We start from the raw sequence: 20,568 nt of genomic DNA, 5'->3' as shown, positions 1-20,568 counted from the left end.
AATCTCCCTTCTGTCTAATGGGTGAAGGGTAACACTGAGCGCAGCATGAAACTATGAATGGTGGGGAAAACAGGAAGAAGCCTCGCAAAACGAGGCTTCCTGAGAGGCTTAATCGCAGGTGACGATCTTCATCGCCAGGCCACCGCGGGAGGTTTCGCGGTATTTGGCATTCATATCTTTGCCGGTTTCGTACATGGTTTCGATAACCTTGTCGAGGCAGACGCGCGGTTCGCTGGTACGACGCAGCGCCATACGGGCCGCGTTCACTGCTTTCACCGAGGCGATGGCGTTACGTTCGATGCATGGCACCTGGACCTGTCCGCCGACCGGATCGCAGGTCAGCCCCAGGTTATGTTCCATGCCGATTTCCGCCGCGATACAAACCTGCGCAGGGCTTGCGCCCAGCAATTCGGCCAGACCCGCCGCCGCCATAGAGCAGGCTACGCCCACTTCACCCTGACAGCCTACTTCCGCGCCAGAAATTGAGGCGTTCATCTTGTACAGTGAGCCAATCGCACTGGCGACCAGCAGGTAGCGTGCAAGTGAGTTTGCGTTCACTTCACGGATAAACTTGTCGTAATACGCCAGGACCGCCGGAACAATGCCGCACGCCCCGTTGGTTGGTGCGGTGACGACGCGGCCGCCCGCGGCGTTCTCTTCGTTCACCGCCAGCGCGAACATGTTGATCCAGTCGACGACGGCCATCGGATCGGTGGTGGTTTTGTCGGCGCTGACCAGCATGCGGCGCAGCGCAGCCGCACGACGCGGAACACGCAGTTTACCCGGCAGCACGCCTTCGGTGGTGATCCCGCGCTCAATGCCGCTGCGCATCACTTCCCAGACGTTAGCGAAGTGCTGTTCCAGTTCCTCTTTGCTGTGCAGGGCCAGCTCGTTTTTCATCATCAGGCCGGAGAGAGAAAGCCCTGTCTCCTGGCAGTGACGCTGTAAGTCGGCCGCGTTTTTGTAAGGGTACGGCACATCAACAGCAGAATTGGTGCTTTGACCAAAATGGTCCTCGTCGACGATAAACCCGCCGCCGATGGAGTAATACGTCTGGCTGTAAACCGCTTTGTCGCCGGCCAGCGCGGTAATGCGCATGCCATTCTCGTGCAACGACAGGTTATCCGCATGGAAATTCATGCAGTGATCAACCGGGAATTCAACCTCATGCTCGCCGTTCGCCAGCAGCAAACGACCGTGGGTGTTCACGTCCTGGATAAAGCCAGGTATTGCATCAATATCAACGGTATCCGGCAGATTACCCGCCAGCCCCATGATAATGGCAATATCGGTATGGTGGCCTTTACCGGTCAGGGAAAGGGAACCATATACATCGACAACCACGCGGGTGATGTCGTGCAAAATGCCGCGTGCAATCAAGTCATCCGTGAATTGTTTACCGGCTTTCATTGGTCCGACGGTGTGAGAGCTGGAAGGACCAATACCGATTTTGAAGATATCGAATACGCTAATCATGATGCGTCCATTGCTTCAGTCAGAGGGGAGAAGTGCGCCGTCCGCAGACGGCGCAGGAGGTATTAGCTGAACAGCGAGTAGAAAATAGCGGAGATGGCAATCAGGCCCATCACAACAACGAACACGTTGCTGATATGGCCGCTGTATTTGCGCATCGCAGGCACTTTCTGAATCGCGTACATCGGCATCAGGAACAGGATCATCGCGATAATCGGGCCGCCCAGGGTTTCAATCATGCCCAGAATGCTTGGGTTCAGGGTGGCTACCGCCCAGGTGGTCACCAGCATGAACAGTGCAGTGATTTTGTTCAGACGGTTGATTTCAATGGTCTTGCCTTTACCACGCAGAGATTTAATCACCATGCCGTTGAAGCCTTCACGTGCGCCCAGGTAGTGGCCCAGGAAGGATTTGGTGATGGCGATAATCGCGATGATCGGCGCCATCCACGCAATCAGCGGTGCGTTAAAGTGGTTTGCCAGGTAAGACAGAATAGAGATGTTCTGCTCTTTCGCCGCCGCCAGATCCGCCGGGGAGAGGCTCAGCACGCAGCTGAACACGAAGAACATTACGGTCAGTACCATCATGATGTGCGCGCGAGCCAGGATGCTGGAGCACTTCTTCTCTGCGCCATTGCCGTACTCTTCACGCTTCGCTACTGCGAAGGAAGAGATGATTGGCGAGTGGTTGAAGGAGAATACCATCACCGGGATCGCCAGCCACAGGGTCAGCAGCAGACCGTTGCCGGTCGTGGATGCGCTGCTCAGAGACAGGGTTTCCAGCGCAGCGCCGTTCCACTGTGGGATCAGGTACAGAGCCAGCACCATCAGAGCCGCAACAAACGGGAACACCAGCACGCTCATCGCTTTCACAATCATCTGCTCGCCGAAGCGCACGATGGTCATCATACCGACGATCAGGATCAGGGACAGAATCGCACGCGGCGGCGGGGTCATCTGAAGCTGGTGCATCATAAAGCTTTCAACGGTGTTGGTGATAGCAACGCTGTACACCAGCAGAATCGGGTAAATCGCGAAGAAGTAGAGCAGGGTAATCAGCTTACCTGCGCCGACGCCGAAGTGTTCTTCAACGACTTCAGTGATGTCTTCGCCCGGATTTTTACCGGACAGCACGAAGCGGGTCAGGCCGCGGTGTGCAAAGAAGGTCATCGGGAAAGCGATGAGGGCCATGATGATCAGCGGGATCATACCGCCGACACCTGCGTTGATAGGAAGGAACAGTACACCAGCGCCGATTGCTGTGCCGTACAGGCCAAGCATCCACATGGTATCCGTTTTGCGCCAACCGCTTCGGGATTCAATCGAAGCAACGGTGCTGGTTTGAGTGGTTTCCATCTGTATCTCCTGGAGGAAGCAAATTGTCAGGTTTTTAGTCAAATCCGATGAAAAAGTGCCTGACGGTAATATGAAATTCGTTCAGTGACGGTTTTTTAATAATTTTTGCCCGTAACTATTGGCGGGCGGAAAGATACATTCTAGTTATGAATCTATCAGTGATCGCGATCCCAAATGCAATAATCCACTTGTGATGTGGGTATCTTTAGACCATTTATCTGTTAAAAAAACATCAAAGAGAATTTACGGGCGCGAAGGCTACCATTAACGACATGTTTTCGAAAAGGTCGACCCGCGAGATAGGTGTCTTTCGCTGTAAAGAAATGGGATTTTAGGATTTTCTGGCGGGTAATTTCGATTAAGGCTGATTATTTACGGTTTCAAAAACGAGGTAATCGTTTGCGCAGGCGTCAGATTTGTTAATAACATTGAAGATCGCTATGAATTGCATCACTAATAAAAAAGCCGGATGACGATCCGGCTTGAGAGGAGAGAAATGTCGCTTTACTTGATGATTTCGTAACACGGAATATAGGCAGAGCCTGGAAGCTTCATGCGGTGCTGAGCGACAAAGCCCTGCAACATGTCATCCATGCGGCGCATCATCTCCGGGTCACCGTGGATCTTATACGGCCCGAACTCTTCAATTGCGCGGATCCCTACCTCTTTCACGTTCCCCGCCACGATGCCAGAGAAGGCGCGACGCAGGTCGGCAGCCAGCACTTCCACCGGCTGATCCGGATAGAGTTTGAGGTTCGCCATGTTCTCATGCGACGGCTCGAAGGGTATCTGAAGATCCGGTGCGATACGGATGGACCAGTTAAAACTGTAGGCATCCCCGGTATCACGACGATTCTCTTTCACCAGCGGCATCGATTTTTTCATCTGACGGGCCACTTCTGCGGCATCGTCAATAATAATGCGGTAGTGACGGCGCGCATCTTCGCCCAGCGTATGCACGATAAACTCGTCCAGCACGCGGAAGTAGTCGGCGCTCTCTTTCGGGCCGGTCAGGATCAGCGGCAGAACCTGATCTTTGTTGGCCGGATTCATCAGGATCCCCAGCAGATAAAGCAGCTCTTCCGCCGTGCCTACGCCGCCCGGGAAGATGATGATGCCGTGCGCGATACGGACAAACGCCTCAAGACGTTTTTCGATATCCGGCATAATAATCAGTTCGTTAACCAGCGGGTTAGGCGGCTCAGCAGCGATGATCGATGGCTCGGTCATGCCGATAAAACGGCCTTCTTTATAGCGTTGCTGTGCGTGTCCTACTGCCGCGCCTTTCATCGGCGCTTCCATCGCGCCAGGACCGCAACCGGTACAGATATTCAGTTCGCGCAGGCCGAGCTGCGTCCCTACGCGGCGGGCATACAGGTATTCGGTTTCGTTAATTGAGTGACCGCCCCAGCAGACGACCATGTTCGGCGCTTCGCCCACGTGCAGGGCACGGGCGTTACGCAGAATGGAGAAGACCAGGTTGGTGATATGAACGGAACTTTCCAGGTCAAGATGCTGGAAACGTCCGGCATTGCTGATCTGTCCGTTAACAAACAGAATGTCGCGCAGCACGGCAAACAGGTTGGCCTGAAGTGAGCGAATAATACGCCCGTCGACAAAAGCGTCTTCCGGCGGGTTGATCACTTCGAGCTTCACCCCGCGCTCGCGGCGCAGCACGTTGATATCAAAACTTTCGAAGCGGGACAGCAGCTCTTTACTGTTGTCGGTCAGGCTTCCGGAGTTCAGTACGGCAAGTGAACAGTTACGAAACAGTTGATAAAGGTCGCTACTGGCGGTGCGTTTAAGCATGTCCACTTCCAGTTGCGACAACATATCCATAGAGCCAAGCGGGCTAATATGTGTAATCAAGTGAGCTCCTTATGGGACGATTATCGTCTTTCCCTGTTGATTACAATAGCCCTGGCTTATGACGTTTCACAACACTTCGGGCGGAATACCGCCCGCATATTGTGAAAATATTTATCTTACTGGCGCACAAGTCGTCCGGTGGCAGGCACAAAATCGCTATTGGTGCGCCACGGGTTGATATCCAGGCCGCCGCGACGGGTGTAGCGGGCGTAAACGCTCAGCTTTTCGGGCTGGCAGAAACGCTGGATGTCGTTGAAGATGCGCTCCACGCACTGCTCGTGGAATTCGTTGTGATGACGGAATGACACCAGGTAACGCAGCAGCTTTTCACGGTCAATCTGCGGGCCGCGGTACTGGATCTGTACCGAGCCCCAGTCCGGCTGATGGGTGATAAGGCAGTTGGATTTCAGCAGATGGCTGACCAGCGTCTCGTTGACCACTTTTCCGCCCGCCGCGTTTTCCAGGTAGTCGCTGCTAAATTCATAGCTTTCCACCTCAATGTCCTGATCGTCGATGCAGGTGCCGTGGAAATGGGCGATGGGCTGACCTTCCAGCTCATGCAGACGGTATAACGAGACGGTTACGTTCCCCTGCGCGCACGCGCTTAAATCACGTTCAAGCGTCTGTTGCACCTCGTCCCAGCTGTTAAATTTGGTCTGGTTAAAGCTGTTGAGATAGAGCTTAAAGCTCTTGGATTCGACCAGGTTTACGCTGGCGTAATCCAGCTCGACGTGGCCCACGGCCACCTGCGGCAGACCGCGCGCATTCAGCCAGGAGAGTTCGTACAGCGTCCAGATGTCGCCGCCGACAAACGGCAGCGCGTCAGCGTGCAGCCCGAGCGGATCGCGGTTCAGACTGCGCGGCACGCCCTGCAACAGGCTTGCATCGTAGGTGTCGCGGTAATCGGTCGATTTTCCCAGCGTTAAGCCCGTTAACGCCTGATGATTTTCGTAAGACATGTTTCATAGCCACTTTACAGGTACACTTATGGGCTGAGTTTATCCTGTCTTACAAGAAGAGAGAAATCGGTGGATATCGAAACTGCAAATGCCCTGACGTCCTTCACGACCCGCTATTGCGATGCCTGGCATGAAAAGCGGGGGACGTGGCCGCAAAGTACTGACTTATATGGCGTGCCGTCACCGTGCATTATCGCTTCGCAGGATGATTACGTTATCTGGCAACCGAAACCGTTCATGGGCGAGCAGAATGTAAATGCGGTTGAACGCGCGATGGACCTTGTGATACAACCTGCGCTTCATGCATTTTATACCACGCAGTTTGCCGGGGATATGACTGCATGTTTTGCAGGACAGCCGCTGACGCTGCTGCAAACCTGGAGCGAAGACGATCTGCAACGCGTTCAGGAAAACCTCATTGGTCACCTGGTCACGCAAAAACGCCTTAAGCTCTCTCCGACTCTCTTTATTGCGACGCTCGACAGTGAACTGGACGTCATTTCTGTCTGCAACCTGTCTGGCGAGGTCATTAAAGAGACGCTCGGCACCCGCAATCGCGACGTTCTCGCGCCTTCACTTGCGGATTTCCTTACCCGAATTGAGCCTCTTCTGTAATCCATGATGCTACTGGGCGTGTGAGAGATCTCTTACACGCGCTGTGAGATATCGCCGAAACAATTAGCATTGTCTTAGGAATTTCAGATTAATATTAACTGCTCTTTCAATAAGTTAGTGGTTTTCTGAAAGGAAATCCCCCGTTTCGCCTGGCTTACATTGCTCACAAGGTGGGTTGTAAGACGAAGCAGAATAGCGGATTCTATCTGTGTCGACAGGATGCCGACACGAGAAACGAACATCAGGATGATGGCGTTTCTTACCAGGGATACGTCAGGATGACGCCGCAGGAAGGCTTCAGGATGAAGCAAAGTGGATCACGCAGGATGCGTAAGGGACACCTCCAGGAAGGAGAACGAGAGCCGGTCAGGATGGTCGGTGGGTCAGGATGGCCAGGACGTTTCAGGATGAAACCTACACATCAGGACGATGTGAGCAGGAAGCAAAAGGTAAAGGGATGACCAGGCCTTCGGGCATCAGGAAAAGTTGTCACGGATGAGCAGGGAGCACGTATTGTAGCTGGAATGCTGCGAAACGAACCGGGAGCACTGTTTTTACAGTGCTCCCTTTTTTATTTCTGTCTTCCGCAATGCTATGCTTCGCGCCATTCCGTTTTTCAGTTGAGGTATATATGTCGCATCATGACAGCGTTCGTGCGCAGTTGCACGCCATCGAAGCCCTTATGCGCCAGCATCAGCTGTGGCAGGATAACGCGCCGCAGCCAGACGCGTTCGCCAGCACCCAACCGTTTTGTCTGGATACGCTGGACCCGTTCGAGTGGCTCCAGTGGGTCTTAATTCCGCGTATGCACGCGCTGCTGGAAGGTGGCCACGCGTTGCCCGCGTCTTTTGCCGTCTCTCCCTATTACGAAATGGCGCTGGAAGCGACCCACCCGGCGCGTGCCATGATGCTGGTGGAGCTGGAGAAGCTGGATGCGCTTTTCGCCGGTGACGATGCATGACGCTTGAGATCCTTTATCAGGATGAGTGGTTAGTGGCGGTGAATAAACCGTCCGGCTGGCTGGTGCACCGTAGCTGGCTCGATCGCGATGAGAAAGTGGTGGTCATGCAAACCGTGCGCGATCAAATCGGTCAGCACGTTTTTACTGCCCATCGTCTCGATCGGCCAACCTCTGGTGTTCTGCTGATGGGGCTTTCCAGTGAGGCCGGGCGCCTGCTGGCGCAGCAGTTTGAACGGCACCAGATCCAGAAACGCTACCACGCCATCGTGCGTGGCTGGCTGATGGATTCCGCCACGCTTGATTATCCCCTGGTGGAGGAACTGGATAAAATCGCCGATAAATTTGCCCGCGAAGATAAAGGCCCGCAGCCAGCGGTGACCGACTATCGTGGTATGGCGACCACAGAACTGCCGGTGGCGACCAGCAAATTTCCGACCACGCGATATAGTCTGGTGGAGCTTTTGCCCAAAACCGGGCGCAAGCACCAGCTTCGCCGTCACCTTGCACATCTGCGCCACCCCATTATTGGCGACAGCAAGCACGGCGATCTGCGCCAGAACCGCAGCGCGGCCGAGCACTTTGGCTGTAACCGGCTGATGCTGCACGCCAGCGAGCTACGCCTGACGCACCCGTTTACCGGCGAACCGCTGACTATTCGCGCGGGGCTGGACGAGGTCTGGATGCAGGCGCTGTCACAGTTTGGCTGGCTGGGACAACTCCCCGAAAATGAAAGGGTTGAGTTTGCCGCAGGCAACGTTCAGGATGAACAGCAAGCGCAATAATTACGGGAGCAAAGCATGGCTGAAGTAGGCATTTTTGTCGGGACAATGTACGGCAACTCGCTGCTGGTGGCGGAGGAAGCGGAAGCAATCCTCGTAAACCAGGGCCATAAAGCAACGGTCTATGAAGATCCGGAGCTGGCGGACTGGGAAAAGTATAAAGATAAATACATCCTGGTGGTGACCTCCACCACCGGGCAGGGCGATCTACCGGACAGCATCGTCCCGCTTTTCCAGGGCATTAAAGACCAGCTTGGCTATCAGCCAGATGTTCACTATGGCATCATTGCCCTCGGCGATAGCTCTTACGCCAATTTCTGCGGCGGCGGTAAGCAGTTCGACGCGCTGTTGCAGGAACAGAGCGCTCAGCGCGTCGGAGAGATGTTGCTGATTGATGCAGGTGAACACCCTGAGCCAGAAAGCGAGTCAAATCCCTGGGTTGAACACTGGGCCACGCTCCTGAACTAACCCTGTACTAAACGAACGCCAGGCCGGGTAAGGCGAAGCCGCCACCCGGCAACGAAGCCGCACCCTATCCTCAATTCCGTGAAGTATCTTCCACCACTTTGGGCTTATGCCCCAAACCACGTTCCCCACGCCCGTCAATGTTGTGTTCCTGCACGGTGAGAGAACCGATCACTCCTTCATATACTTTTCCCGTCACTATAAAACGGCTTCTGGCCGTACCAAAACCAAACACAAATCTCTCATTCTGATTACCCTACAGGTGCTGTACAGAATGAACCAGGCGAAAGCTATGTTTCAGGAGTGCAACAATGAGTACATTAAGCCACGCGGCGAGCAGCGCTGAGAAGCGCACCAACGCCCGCTACTGGATAGTGGTGATGCTGTTTATCGTCACCTCTTTCAACTACGGCGACCGTGCCACGTTATCCATTGCCGGCTCTGAGATGGCAAAGGACATCGGACTTGATCCGGTGGGTATGGGGTATGTTTTCTCCGCATTTTCATGGGCCTACGTAATCGGCCAAATCCCTGGCGGCTGGCTGCTGGACCGCTTTGGCTCAAAACGGGTCTATTTCTGGTCCATTTTCATCTGGTCGATGTTTACCCTGTTACAGGGCTTCGTGGATATCTTTAGCGGCTTCGGCATTATCATTGCGCTCTTTACCCTCCGCTTCCTGGTGGGCTTAGCGGAAGCGCCATCGTTCCCTGGCAACAGCCGTATTGTGGCCGCCTGGTTCCCGGCGCAGGAGAGGGGAACGGCGGTAGCGATCTTTAACTCGGCGCAATACTTTGCGACGGTTATTTTCGCGCCAATCATGGGCTGGCTGACGCATGAGGTGGGCTGGTCACACGTCTTCTTCTTCATGGGCGGGCTGGGGATCGTCATCAGCTTCATCTGGCTGAAAGTGATCCACGAACCAAACCAGCATCCGGGCGTGAACAAGAAAGAGCTGGACTACATTGCTGAAGGCGGGGCGCTGATCAACATGGATCAGAAAACCCAGAAAGCTAAGGTCCCGTTCAGCCAGAAATGGGGGCAGATCAAACAGCTCGTCGGCTCACGAATGATGATCGGTATCTATCTCGGCCAGTATTGCATTAACGCCTTAACCTACTTCTTCATCACCTGGTTCCCGGTTTACCTGGTGCAGGCGCGCGGCATGTCGATTCTGAAGGCGGGGTTTGTCGCCTCCGTGCCGGCCATCTGCGGCTTCGTGGGTGGGGTGCTTGGCGGGGTCATCTCCGACTGGTTGATGCGTCGTACCGGTTCGCTGAATATTGCGCGTAAAACGCCAATCGTGCTCGGCATGCTGCTCTCCATGACCATGGTGTTCTGTAACTACGTCAGCGCGGAGTGGATGATTATCGGCTTTATGGCGATGGCCTTCTTCGGTAAAGGCATTGGCGCACTGGGCTGGGCGGTGATGGCAGATACCGCGCCGAAAGAGATCAGCGGCCTGAGCGGCGGTCTGTTCAACATGTTTGGCAACATTTCCGGCATTGTCACCCCAATCGCTATCGGTTACATCGTCGGCACCACCGGCTCCTTCAATGGTGCGCTGATTTATGTAGGCGTCCATGCGCTGGTGGCGGTACTCAGTTACCTGGTGCTGGTGGGTGACATCAAACGAATCGAACTGAAACCTGTTGGGGAGCGCGGATGATGACAACGCAATCAAGCCCGATCGTGACGGAGATGAAGGTCATCCCGGTGGCGGGGCAGGACAGCATGCTGCTCAACATTGGTGGCGCGCATAACGCCTGGTTCACCCGCAACATTGTGGTGCTGACCGACAGCGCAGGGAACACCGGCGTCGGGGAAGCGCCTGGCGGAGAGGTGATTTACCAGACGCTGGTCGACGCCATCCCGCAGGTGGTTGGGCAGGAGGTCGCCCGTCTCAACAAGGTGGTTCAGCGGGTGCATAAGGGCAACCAGTCGGCGGATTTTGATACCTTCGGCAAAGGTGCCTGGACGTTTGAACTGCGCGTTAACGCGGTGGCGGCGCTGGAGGCGGCTCTCCTCGATTTACTGGGCAAGGCGCTGAACGTGCCGGTCTGCGAACTGCTGGGGCCAGGCAAACAGCGTGATGCGGTAACGGTGCTGGGCTATCTGTTCTACGTTGGCGACCGGACTAAAACCGATCTGCCGTATCTGGAACGCTCGCCGGGTAGCCACGAGTGGTATCACCTGCGTCATCAGGAGGCGCTCTCTGGCGAGGCGGTGGTACGCCTGGCAGAGGCGGCGCAGGATCGCTACGGCTTTAAAGACTTCAAGCTGAAAGGCGGCGTTCTGCCGGGCGAGCAGGAGATTGACAGCGTGCGCGCGTTGAAAAAACGCTTCCCGGAGGCACGCATCACCGTCGATCCGAACGGCGCCTGGCTGCTGGATGAAGCTATCGCGCTGTGCAAAGGGCTGGGCGACGTGCTGACCTACGCGGAAGATCCGTGCGGTGCCGAGCAGGGCTTTTCTGGCCGCGAGGTGATGGCCGAATTCCGCCGCGCTACCGGGCTGCCGGTTGCGACCAACATGATCGCCACCAACTGGCGCGAAATGGGCCATGCGGTGATGCTGAATGCGGTGGACATACCGCTTGCGGACCCGCACTTCTGGACCCTTTCCGGCGCGGTGCGCGTGGCGCAGCTGTGCGATGACTGGGGCCTCACCTGGGGCTGCCACTCCAATAATCATTTCGACATTTCGCTGGCGATGTTTACCCACGTTGGCGCGGCGGCGCCGGGCAACCCGACCGCCATCGATACGCACTGGATCTGGCAGGAAGGCGAAGCGCGCCTGACCAAAAATCCACTTGAAATCAAAAACGGCACAATTGCCGTACCGGATGCGCCGGGGCTGGGCGTGGAGCTTGACTGGGATCAGATCCACAAGGCGCATGAAGCGTATAAAAAACTGCCGGGCGGCGCGCGCAACGACGCAGGCCCGATGCAGTACCTTATCCCCGGCTGGACATTTGACCGTAAGCGCCCTGTATTTGGACGTCACTGATAAAAGGATCGAACGATGAGCACATTTTCTACCCCTGTAGTTACCTCCATGCAGATCATTCCTGTCGCGGGACATGACAGCATGCTGATGAACCTGAGCGGCGCCCATGCGCCGTTCTTCACCCGTAATATTGTGGTGATCAAGGACAACTCAGGGCATACCGGTGTCGGTGAAATCCCGGGCGGGGAGAAGATCCGTAAAACGCTGGAGGACGCCATTCCGCTGGTGGTGGGTAAAACGCTGGGCGAGTACAAAAATGTGCTGACTCGCGTGCGCACGACCTTTGCCGATCGTGATGCGGGTGGCCGTGGTCTGCAAACGTTTGATCTGCGCACCACTATCCATGTGGTCACGGGCATTGAAGCCGCGATGCTGGATCTGCTGGGCCAGCATCTGGGCGTCAATGTCGCCTCCCTGCTGGGCGACGGCCAACAGCGCAGCGAAGTGGAAATGCTCGGCTACCTGTTCTTTATCGGCAACCGCAAACTCACCCCGCTGCCGTACCAGAGCCAGCCGGACGAAAAATGCGACTGGTATCGTGTGCGTCACGATGAAGCGATGACCCCGGACGCGGTGGTGCGCCTGGCGGAAGCCGCGTATGAAAAATATGGCTTTAATGACTTCAAGCTGAAAGGCGGCGTACTGGCGGGTGAAGAAGAAGCAGAGGCGATCGCCGCGCTGGCGAAGCGCTTCCCGCAGGCGCGCGTCACGCTGGATCCGAACGGTGCCTGGTCGCTTGATGAGGCGATCAAAATCGGTAAGCAGCTTAAAGGCGTGCTGGCCTACGCGGAAGATCCGTGCGGCGCCGAGCAGGGGTTCTCCGGACGTGAAGTAATGGCGGAGTTCCGTCGCGCCACCGGGCTGCCAACCGCCACCAACATGATCGCGACCGACTGGCGTCAGATGGGGCACACGCTCTCGCTGCAATCGGTGGACATTCCGCTGGCAGACCCGCACTTCTGGACGATGCAGGGCTCGGTTCGCGTGGCGCAGATGTGCCATGAGTTCGGCCTGACCTGGGGCTCCCACTCCAACAACCACTTCGACATCTCGCTGGCGATGTTCACCCACGTGGCGGCCGCTGCGCCGGGCAACATTACCGCCATCGACACCCACTGGATCTGGCAGGAGGGCAACCAGCGCCTGACCAAACAGCCGTTTGAAATCAAAGGCGGCATGGTGCAAGTTCCTGCTACGCCGGGGCTGGGCGTTGAGCTGGATATGGACCAGGTCATGAAAGCGCATGAGCTTTACCAGAAACACGGCCTGGGCGCGCGTGATGACGCGCTGGCGATGCAATACCTGATCTCAGAGTGGAGATTCGACAATAAACGTCCGTGCATGGTACGATAAGCTCATTGGGACCGCTCCCATGAGTGGTCCCTTACGTGGTGTATGCTTAACGTAACTAACATGCGTAAGGATGGCTTATGAAAATTGTTATCGCTCCGGACTCGTATAAGGAAAGCTTGAGCGCGCTGGAGGTGGCGACAGCGATAGAGGTCGGTTTTCGCGAAATTTTCCCGTCAGCGGACTATGTCAAATTACCGGTTGCCGATGGTGGTGAAGGGACGGTGGAAGCGATGGTGGCAGCCACGCATGGGCGTCTTGTCCATGTTCCTGTTACCGGGCCTTTGGGTGAACGCGTGGAAGGGTTTTTCGGGTTATCCGGAGACGGGAAAAGCGCCTTTATCGAGATGGCGGCAGCGAGCGGTCTGGAGCTTGTTGCTCCTGCAAAGCGTAACCCGTTAATCACCACCTCCTGGGGAACCGGGGAACTGATCCGTCATGCGCTGGATGCGGGCGTTAAGCATATCATTATTGGCATTGGAGGCAGCGCGACCAATGACGGTGGCGCAGGCATGGTGCAGGCGCTGGGCGTAAAACTGCTGGATGCGAAAGCGCAGCCCGTTGGGCCGGGCGGCGGCGAACTGGCAAGCCTTGCGCATATCGATCTTAGCGGGCTGGACAAGCGGCTGGCAGCCTGTCGAATTGAAGTGGCCTGCGATGTGACCAACCCCCTGATCGGCGAGACAGGTGCTTCTGCGGTATTTGGTCCGCAGAAAGGGGCGACGCCGGAGATGGTCAGGACGCTGGACAACGCGCTTGCGCATTACGCAAAAATTATCGCCCGGGATATGGATATTGACGTCTTAAACCTGGCGGGCGGTGGTGCGGCCGGCGGAATGGGGGCGGCGCTGTATGCATTTTGCAGCGCACAGCTCCGTCAGGGGATTGAGATTGTCACCGATGCCCTGCATCTCGATGAACAGGTCGCGGACGCCGATCTGGTGATCACGGGCGAAGGGCGTATCGACAGCCAGACGATCCACGGAAAAGTGCCCGTTGGCGTGGCGAGAGTCGCGAAACGCTATAACAAGCCGGTTATTGGCATTGCCGGCAGCCTGACGGCGGATGTTGGCGTGGTGCATGAGCACGGACTGGATGCCGTATTCAGCGTGATTTACACCATCTGCTCGCTGGAGGATGCGCTGGAAAATGCGCAACAGAATGTACAGATGGCCGCAAGGAATATTGCGGCGGTGATAAAGATGGGGCAGGGGATGTCGCGTTAACGTTCGTGCTCCTGTAGGCCCGGTAAGCGAAGCGCCACCGGGCTTTGGTCTTAGCTCCCCAACACCTTCATTGCTTCCCGCGTCACGTTGTCCATCTCGTCCAGCAGCTCCAGGAACTCCGGTTCGAGATCGGATTCTGGCGTACCCGCGCGGAGCTGCTGTTCAAGCAGCTGGCAGAGATTTTTCAACCGCGGTACGCCGCTGTAGCCGCAGCTGCCATGCAGTTTATGAATGGCTTCCAGCAGTCCTTCGGGGTTTTCACCCACCAGCTGTTCTTCAACCTTGTTACGGATCTCAGGCAGGAAGTCCACCAGCATTTGCAGCATATCGCGGGCCAGATCGGGTTTGCCTGCCGCCTGGCGCAGCGCCAGTTGCCAGTCAAACGTGGCATTCTGGTTAACGCTGATCTCCGGCGATTCAGCTGTAATGGTGTATGTCCCGCCAATGTGCCCCGGCTTGTAGCGCAGCAGCAGGCTGTGCAGCTTCTCTTCGTCGATCGGTTTCGCCAGATAATCGTTCATGCCCGCACCCAGCAGTTTCTCCTTTTGCCCCGCCATCGCGTGCGCCGTCACGGCAATCACCGGCGTCTGCTGCTGGTGCGGAAGCTGGCGAATCAACTCGCAGGCGCGGATGCCATCCATGCCCGGCATCTGAATATCCATCAGGATCAGGTCGAACTGCATCTGTTTGGCTTGTTCCACGGCTTCGGCGCCGCTGGTACACAGCTCAACATGCTGAACCTGATCCTCAAGCAGCACGCCAATCAGCTTCAGATTCGCCGGGTTATCGTCCACGGCCATCACCGTCATCGGCAGCTTATGTTCGTCGTTTTCCAGCGGCAGGGACTGATGCGTCAGACGGCAATATTCCGTCAACGCAGGTAACAGCCGTGTGGCGGTGAGGGGTTTCAGCAGACACGCCGCCGCTCCGTCGTTTTTCAGCTCTTCGGCGTTGATTTGGGCGTGGCACGGCAGCGCCAGCAGCAGGTAGTCCGTCATTGAGGCCGCCTTCGCCAGGCGTTCCTGCTGCATGGTCAGTTCTCCGGTAAACGTCACCGGAATCCCCAACAACAGGATATCGTAATGATCGTTCGCCAGCGCGGAGAAGGTCGGGCTGTAGATGACCTCCAGCGGCGTGCTGCTTAATACATCAAGCGTACACTGCGCTGCCGCGGCGTTCGGTTCCACATAGGCCAGACGCATCCCCTTCAGGCACCCGGTGACCGGGCCGTCGGTCTGCACGTTCGGGTTAAGATCAAGGTTGATATGGAACCAGAAGGTTGAGCCCCGGTTAGGCTGGCTGTGGAAGGAGATATCGCCTCCCATCTCTTTCACCAGCTTTTGGGTGATCACCAGCCCCAGGCCCGTTCCGCCGTGACGACGGGAAATGCTCGCATCGGCCTGGCGGAAAGCCTGGAACAGACGCGTCTGATCGCGCTCCGGAATACCAATGCCGGTATCCCGGATCTGCACTTCAATCTGGACTTTGTTATTACTGAGCGCCCTTTTTTCGACCAGAATGTCGATGTTGCCGCTCTCGGTGAACTTAATCGCGTTGCCCACCAGATTGGTAATGACCTGTTGCAGGCGCAGCGGGTCGCCAATGACGTTATCCGGCACATCATTTTTAATATTGAGCGTCAGTTCCAGACCCTTATCATGCGATGAGTGGGCAAGAAGCGTGACCACGTCATCCAGCGTGCTGCGCAGCGGGAAGGGAATACTCTCCAGAATCAGCTTGCCCGCTTCCAGCTTCGAGAAGTCCAGTACGTCGTTAATAATGGTCAGCAGGTTATTGGCTGAGCGTTCAATGGTATGCAGATGGTCACGCTGGGTTGGGTTAAGCTCGCTTTTGAGCGTCAGACGGGTAAAGCCAATCACCCCGTTCAGCGGCGTGCGCAGCTCGTGCGACATGTTCGCCAGGAATTCAGACTTAATACGCGCCGCCTCCTGAGCACGTTTTTTCGCCAGATCCAGCTCCACGTTCTGGATCTCCATCTGCTCCAGCGTTTCGCGCAGGTCAGAGGTGGCCTGGTCAACGTTGTGCTGCATCTCTTCGTGATAAGCCGCCAGCGACATCGCCATTGAGTTGATGCCGTTTTTCAGCATATCCAGCTCGCCGAGCATAAAGCCTTCCACGCGGCTGTCGAGCTGACCCCGGCGGATCCGGTCAACGGTATTCACCATGTTGCGGATAGGCCCCGTGACGTCGCGCATCAGTCGCCAGCCGAAGATCAGCGCTATGCCGATGCAGAACAGCATCATCACGCCGGAGATGAATATTTCTTTGTACTGCTGGAGCCGTACCGACTTAAGATCCAGCTCCAGCGCCACATATCCCAGCATATTATTGCTGGACTTCGCATCGGACTGGGCGGATTCATCGGGTGAATAGCTTTCGGAGATAATCGGCGTGCGCAGGATCATGATATCGCCTCGCCGCAACACCGTAAGATGACGCGGGAAGGGGGTACCATCCGGGATTTTCAGCGACGTGGGATCCAGATGGAAATTCGAGGTGACGAACAGACGGTTATGCTCATCGTAAACGGAAATGGCGCGCACAATCTCTGAATGACGGCGGTGCAGCACGCTGATTAACTGACCAATGGATTCACGGTTTTGCAGGTTCATACCGTACTCGCTGGAGACGGCCAGCGGTTCGATAATGCTGGCCCCGGCATCTTCAAGCTGTCTCTGCAAATCGTTATAGCGATGCACCACAAAGAAAATGCTCAGCAGCAAACCGATGAGAACGGTAGGAGCGAGGATCAAAATCATCATGCGCGCGCGCAGGCTGTAGTTGGTCATGGAGTTCCGTTATGGGACAATCAGGCTAATTATGTTTATTTGAGAACAATCTCGGCGATGGCGCAATTCTACTCTGCAAAACGACGCGTGACGACGCGTCAGATCATAACTGTTGAAGCCTCTGACCTCGATCCTTTTGGACAGGGGGTGGCGCGTCACAAGGGTAAAACACTGTTTATCACAGGTTTGCTGCCAGGAGAACGTGCAGATATTACGCTGACGGAAGACAAACGTCAGTATGCGCGCGGTCAGGTCAAGCGCCGTCTTAATGATAGCCCGGAGCGCGTGACGCCTCGCTGCCCCCATTTTGGCGTCTGCGGTGGCTGCCAGCAACAGCATGCCAGCACTGAATTACAGCAAAAAAGTAAAAGCAGCGCGCTGGCCCGCCTGGTCGGACACGACGTGAATGACATCATTGCCGATCGGCCCTGGGGCTACCGTCGCCGCGCTCGCCTGAGCCTCAGCTACCAGCCCAAAACCGAGCGGCTGGAGATGGGGTTTCGCAAAGCCGGCTCCAGCGATATCGTCTCTGTCACGCAGTGCCCTGTTTTGGTGCCCCATCTTGAGGCATTGCTCCCGGACGTGCACCACTGTCTTGCATCGCTGGATGGCGTGCGTTCGCTCGGCCATGTCGAACTGGTGTTGGCCAACAGTGCCCCGCTGATGGTGCTGCGCCACACCGCGCCGCTGTCAAAGGCGGATCGCGAAAAACTGGAACGCTTTTCGCATTCTCATGAGCTTGCGCTTTTCCTCGCGCCGCAAAGCGAGATACTTGAGCAGGTCAGCGGAGAAGCGCCCTGGTATGCGTCAGACGGGCTACGCTTAACGTTCAGCCCGCGGGATTTTATCCAGGTCAACGACGGCGTGAACCAACAGATGGTGGCGAATGCGCTGGAATGGCTCGACGTACAGCCCACTGACCGGGTGCTCGATCTGTTCTGCGGCATGGGGAACTTTACCCTGCCGCTGGCCCGCAGAGCAGCAAGCGTGGTCGGAGTGGAAGGCGTTGAGGCGCTGGTGGCGAAAGGCCAGGAGAACGCCCAACAGAACGGTTTGCAAAATGTGACATTCTTTCATCAAAATCTTGAGGATGATGTCACTCAGCAACCGTGGGCTAAGCAGGGCTTTGATAAGATCCTGCTCGATCCGGCGCGCGCAGGTGCGCCGGGCGTGATGCAGCATATAATTAAACTCGCGCCTGAACGCGTGGTCTATGTTTCCTGTAACCCGGCGACGCTTGCCCGTGACAGCGAAGCATTATTGAGCGGGGGTTACCAGATTCGGCGTCTGGCAATGCTGGACATGTTCCCGCACACTGGTCATCTGGAATCGATGGTGTTGTTCGAGCACATCTAATGAGTTTGGCTTGTCGACTTCGACAGGCCCTTGTCCCTAAAGGAGAGGACGATGGTTGCGGTAAGAAGTGCACATTTAAATAAAGCTGGTGAGTTTGACCCTCAAAAATGGATCGCAAGTCTGGGGATTTCCAGCCAGCAGTCGTGTGAACGCTTAACCGAAACCTGGGCCTATTGTTTACGCACAACGCAGGGGCATCCGGACGCTGAACTGCTGTTGTGGCGCGGCGTGGAGATGGTTGAAATTCTCTCCATGCTGAACATGGACATCGAAACGCTACAGGCCGCACTGCTGTTCCCCCTGGCGGACGCCGACGTGGTGACGGAAGACGTCCTGCGTGAAAGCGTCGGCCAGTCCGTCGTGGCGCTCATCCACGGCGTGCGTGATATGGCAGCCATTCGTCAGCTTAAAGCCGCGCAAACTGACTCTGTCTCTTCCGAGCAGGTGGATAACGTTCGTCGTATGCTGCTGGCGATGGTAGATGATTTCCGCTGCGTGGTGATCAAGCTGGCCGAACGGGTTGCCCATCTGCGTGAAGTGAAGGATGCGCCGGAAGACGAGCGCGTCCTGGCCGCTAAAGAGTGTACGAATATCTATGCGCCGCTGGCGAACCGTCTCGGTATCGGGCAACTGAAGTGGGAGCTGGAAGATTACTGCTTCCGCTACCTGCATCCGGCGGAATACAAACGCATTGCAAAATTGCTGCACGAACGCCGCATTGACCGCGAGCACTATATCGAGGAATTTGTCAGCGGGCTGCGCCAGTCGATGAAAGAGGAGAATGTGCGCGCCGAGGTCTACGGGCGTCCAAAGCACATCTACAGCATCTGGCGCAAAATGCAGAAGAAACATCTCGCCTTTGACGAGCTGTTTGACGTGCGCGCGGTGCGTATCGTGGCAGAGCGTCTCCAGGACTGCTATGCCGCGCTGGGGATAGTGCATACTCACTTCCGCCATCTGCCGGATGAGTTCGATGACTACGTCGCGAACCCGAAACCAAACGGCTACCAGTCTATTCATACCGTGGTGCTCGGCCCTGGCGGCAAAACGGTGGAAATTCAGATCCGTACCAAACAGATGCACGAAGACGCCGAGCTGGGCGTGGCGGCGCACTGGAAATACAAAGAGGGTACCTCCGGCGGCGGTCGCTCCGGTCACGAGGACCGTATCGCCTGGCTGCGTAAGCTGATTGCGTGGCAGGAAGAGATGGCCGACTCCGGCGAAATGCTCGACGAAGTGCGCAGTCAGGTCTTCGACGATCGCGTCTACGTCTTTACCCCGAAAGGGGACGTGGTTGATTTGCCGGCAGGCTCCACGCCGCTCGATTTCGCCTACCACATCCACAGCGATGTGGGGCACCGTTGCATCGGGGCGAAGATCGGCGGACGTATCGTACCGTTTACCTACCAGCTCCAGATGGGCGATCAGATTGAAATCATCACCCAGAAGCAGCCAAACCCAAGCCGCGACTGGCTGAATCCGAACCTCGGTTACGTTACCACCAGCCGTGGGCGCTCTAAAATCCACGCCTGGTTCCGCAAGCAGGATCGTGACAAGAACATCCTTGCCGGTCGTCAGATCCTGGACGACGAGCTGGAACATATCGGGATAAGCCTGAAAGAGGCGGAGAAGTTCCTGCTGCCACGCTACAACTTCAACGAGCTCGACGAACTGTTAGCGGCGATTGGTGGCGGCGATATCCGCCTGAACCAGATGGTGAACTTCCTGCAAGCGCAGTTCAACAAGCCAAGCGCAGCGGAGCAGGATGCGGCGGCGCTGAAACAGCTCCAGCAGAAAACCTACGCTCCGCAGCAGCGCAGCAAGGACAATGGCCGCGTGGTGGTTGAAGGGGTGGGTAACCTCATGCACCACATTGCCCGCTGCTGCCAGCCGATCCCGGGAGACGATATTGTCGGCTTTATCACCCAGGGGCGCGGGATCTCAATTCACCGCTCCGACTGCGACCAGCTTGCAGAGCTGCAATCGCATGCGCCGGAACGTATCGTGGAAGCCGTCTGGGGGGAGAGCTACTCGGCGGGTTACTCGCTGGTGGTGCGCGTCACTGCCAACGACCGCAGCGGCCTGCTGCGCGACATCACCACCATTCTCGCCAACGAGAAGGTCAACGTGCTGGGCGTTGCCAGCCGTAGCGATACCCGCGAGCAGCTTGCCACCATCGATATGACTATCGAAATCTATAACCTTCAGGTGCTGGGCCGCGTACTCGGCAAACTGAACCAGGTGCCGGATGTGATTGACGCGCGTCGTCTGCACGGCGGCTAAACATCCTCTTCTGTAGGCCGGGTAAGGCAACGCCGCCACCCGGCTCAGGCATTTAATGGA

General features: G+C 56.5%; 15 protein-coding genes. 10 read left to right on the top strand and 5 right to left on the bottom strand.

Annotation, left to right across the window (positions count from 1 at the left end):
* Window positions 1-108 precede the first annotated feature (108 nt).
* The 4 genes from DD597_RS18850 to queF form a co-directional block, all read right to left on the bottom strand.
* On the bottom strand, window positions 109-1,476 hold the full coding sequence (locus DD597_RS18850) for an L-serine ammonia-lyase (protein WP_003862751.1): 1,368 nt from the start codon (window positions 1,474-1,476) through the stop codon (window positions 109-111).
* Window positions 1,477-1,538: 62 nt separating this feature from the next.
* The gene (locus DD597_RS18845) at window positions 1,539-2,828 is read right to left on the bottom strand and encodes an HAAAP family serine/threonine permease (RefSeq protein WP_003862749.1); all 1,290 of its coding nucleotides are present in this window, start codon (window positions 2,826-2,828) and stop codon (window positions 1,539-1,541) included.
* A 504-nt stretch (window positions 2,829-3,332) separates the two neighbouring features.
* Window positions 3,333-4,697, bottom strand: a complete 1,365-nt coding sequence (gene ppnN, locus DD597_RS18840; protein WP_058647836.1) for a nucleotide 5'-monophosphate nucleosidase PpnN — start codon at window positions 4,695-4,697, stop codon at window positions 3,333-3,335.
* A gap of 116 nt (window positions 4,698-4,813) precedes the next feature.
* Window positions 4,814-5,656 carry an NADPH-dependent 7-cyano-7-deazaguanine reductase QueF gene (queF, locus tag DD597_RS18835; RefSeq protein WP_023314759.1) on the bottom strand — a complete coding sequence of 281 codons (843 nt, stop codon included), beginning with the start codon at window positions 5,654-5,656 and terminating at the stop codon, window positions 4,814-4,816.
* A 69-nt stretch (window positions 5,657-5,725) separates the two neighbouring features.
* On the opposite strand from queF, the gene syd reads away from it, so the two are divergent.
* The 8 genes from syd (at window position 5,726) to DD597_RS18790 (ending at window position 14,059) form a co-directional block, all read left to right on the top strand.
* A complete protein-coding gene (gene syd, locus DD597_RS18830; RefSeq protein ID WP_003862744.1) occupies window positions 5,726-6,271 on the top strand; it encodes a SecY-interacting protein in 546 nt (181 codons plus the stop codon).
* A 631-nt stretch (window positions 6,272-6,902) separates the two neighbouring features.
* A complete protein-coding gene (locus DD597_RS18825; protein WP_003862740.1) occupies window positions 6,903-7,232 on the top strand; it encodes a YqcC family protein in 330 nt (109 codons plus the stop codon).
* Window positions 7,229-8,014, top strand: coding sequence for a tRNA pseudouridine(65) synthase TruC (gene truC / locus DD597_RS18820; RefSeq protein ID WP_045897942.1), 786 nt, complete (start codon window positions 7,229-7,231; stop codon window positions 8,012-8,014). Before DD597_RS18825 ends, truC begins: the two co-directional genes overlap by 4 nt.
* Before the next feature lie 15 nt (window positions 8,015-8,029).
* Window positions 8,030-8,479: a flavodoxin gene (locus tag DD597_RS18815; RefSeq protein ID WP_023295346.1), complete on the top strand. Its 450-nt coding sequence runs from the start codon at window positions 8,030-8,032 to the stop codon at window positions 8,477-8,479.
* A gap of 308 nt (window positions 8,480-8,787) precedes the next feature.
* Window positions 8,788-10,143: a galactarate/glucarate/glycerate transporter GudP gene (gene gudP, locus DD597_RS18805; RefSeq protein WP_003862734.1), complete on the top strand. Its 1,356-nt coding sequence runs from the start codon at window positions 8,788-8,790 to the stop codon at window positions 10,141-10,143.
* A complete protein-coding gene (locus DD597_RS18800) occupies window positions 10,143-11,483 on the top strand; it encodes an enolase C-terminal domain-like protein (protein WP_003862733.1) in 1,341 nt (446 codons plus the stop codon). The genes gudP and DD597_RS18800 overlap by 1 nt, the downstream gene beginning before the upstream one ends.
* A gap of 15 nt (window positions 11,484-11,498) precedes the next feature.
* Window positions 11,499-12,836: a glucarate dehydratase gene (gene gudD / locus DD597_RS18795; protein ID WP_032610055.1), complete on the top strand. Its 1,338-nt coding sequence runs from the start codon at window positions 11,499-11,501 to the stop codon at window positions 12,834-12,836.
* Between the two features lie 77 nt (window positions 12,837-12,913).
* Window positions 12,914-14,059, top strand: coding sequence for a glycerate kinase (locus DD597_RS18790; RefSeq protein WP_050871387.1), 1,146 nt, complete (start codon window positions 12,914-12,916; stop codon window positions 14,057-14,059).
* A gap of 50 nt (window positions 14,060-14,109) precedes the next feature.
* Here the strand turns inward: DD597_RS18790 and barA are convergent, their stop codons facing one another.
* Entirely contained in the window at window positions 14,110-16,869 is a 2,760-nt protein-coding gene (gene barA / locus DD597_RS18785) for a two-component sensor histidine kinase BarA (RefSeq protein WP_003862726.1), read from the bottom strand.
* 57 nt (window positions 16,870-16,926) lie between these two features.
* On the opposite strand from barA, the gene rlmD reads away from it, so the two are divergent.
* Together rlmD and relA are read left to right on the top strand one after the other, a co-directional pair.
* Entirely contained in the window at window positions 16,927-18,225 is a 1,299-nt protein-coding gene (gene rlmD, locus DD597_RS18780; RefSeq protein WP_003862724.1) for a 23S rRNA (uracil(1939)-C(5))-methyltransferase RlmD, read from the top strand.
* 51 nt (window positions 18,226-18,276) lie between these two features.
* Window positions 18,277-20,508 carry a GTP diphosphokinase gene (relA, locus tag DD597_RS18775; protein WP_003862722.1) on the top strand — a complete coding sequence of 744 codons (2,232 nt, stop codon included), beginning with the start codon at window positions 18,277-18,279 and terminating at the stop codon, window positions 20,506-20,508.
* Window positions 20,509-20,568: the final 60 nt, after the last annotated feature.

The sequence above is a fragment of the Enterobacter cloacae complex sp. 677-3DZ2D5B genome, from assembly GCF_004136695.1.
In the GTDB taxonomy this organism is placed as follows: Bacteria; Pseudomonadota; Gammaproteobacteria; order Enterobacterales; family Enterobacteriaceae; genus Enterobacter; species Enterobacter hormaechei_C.
The sequence above is the reverse complement of the archived record's forward strand: the minus strand, read 5'-3'. Positions and strand labels throughout refer to the sequence as shown.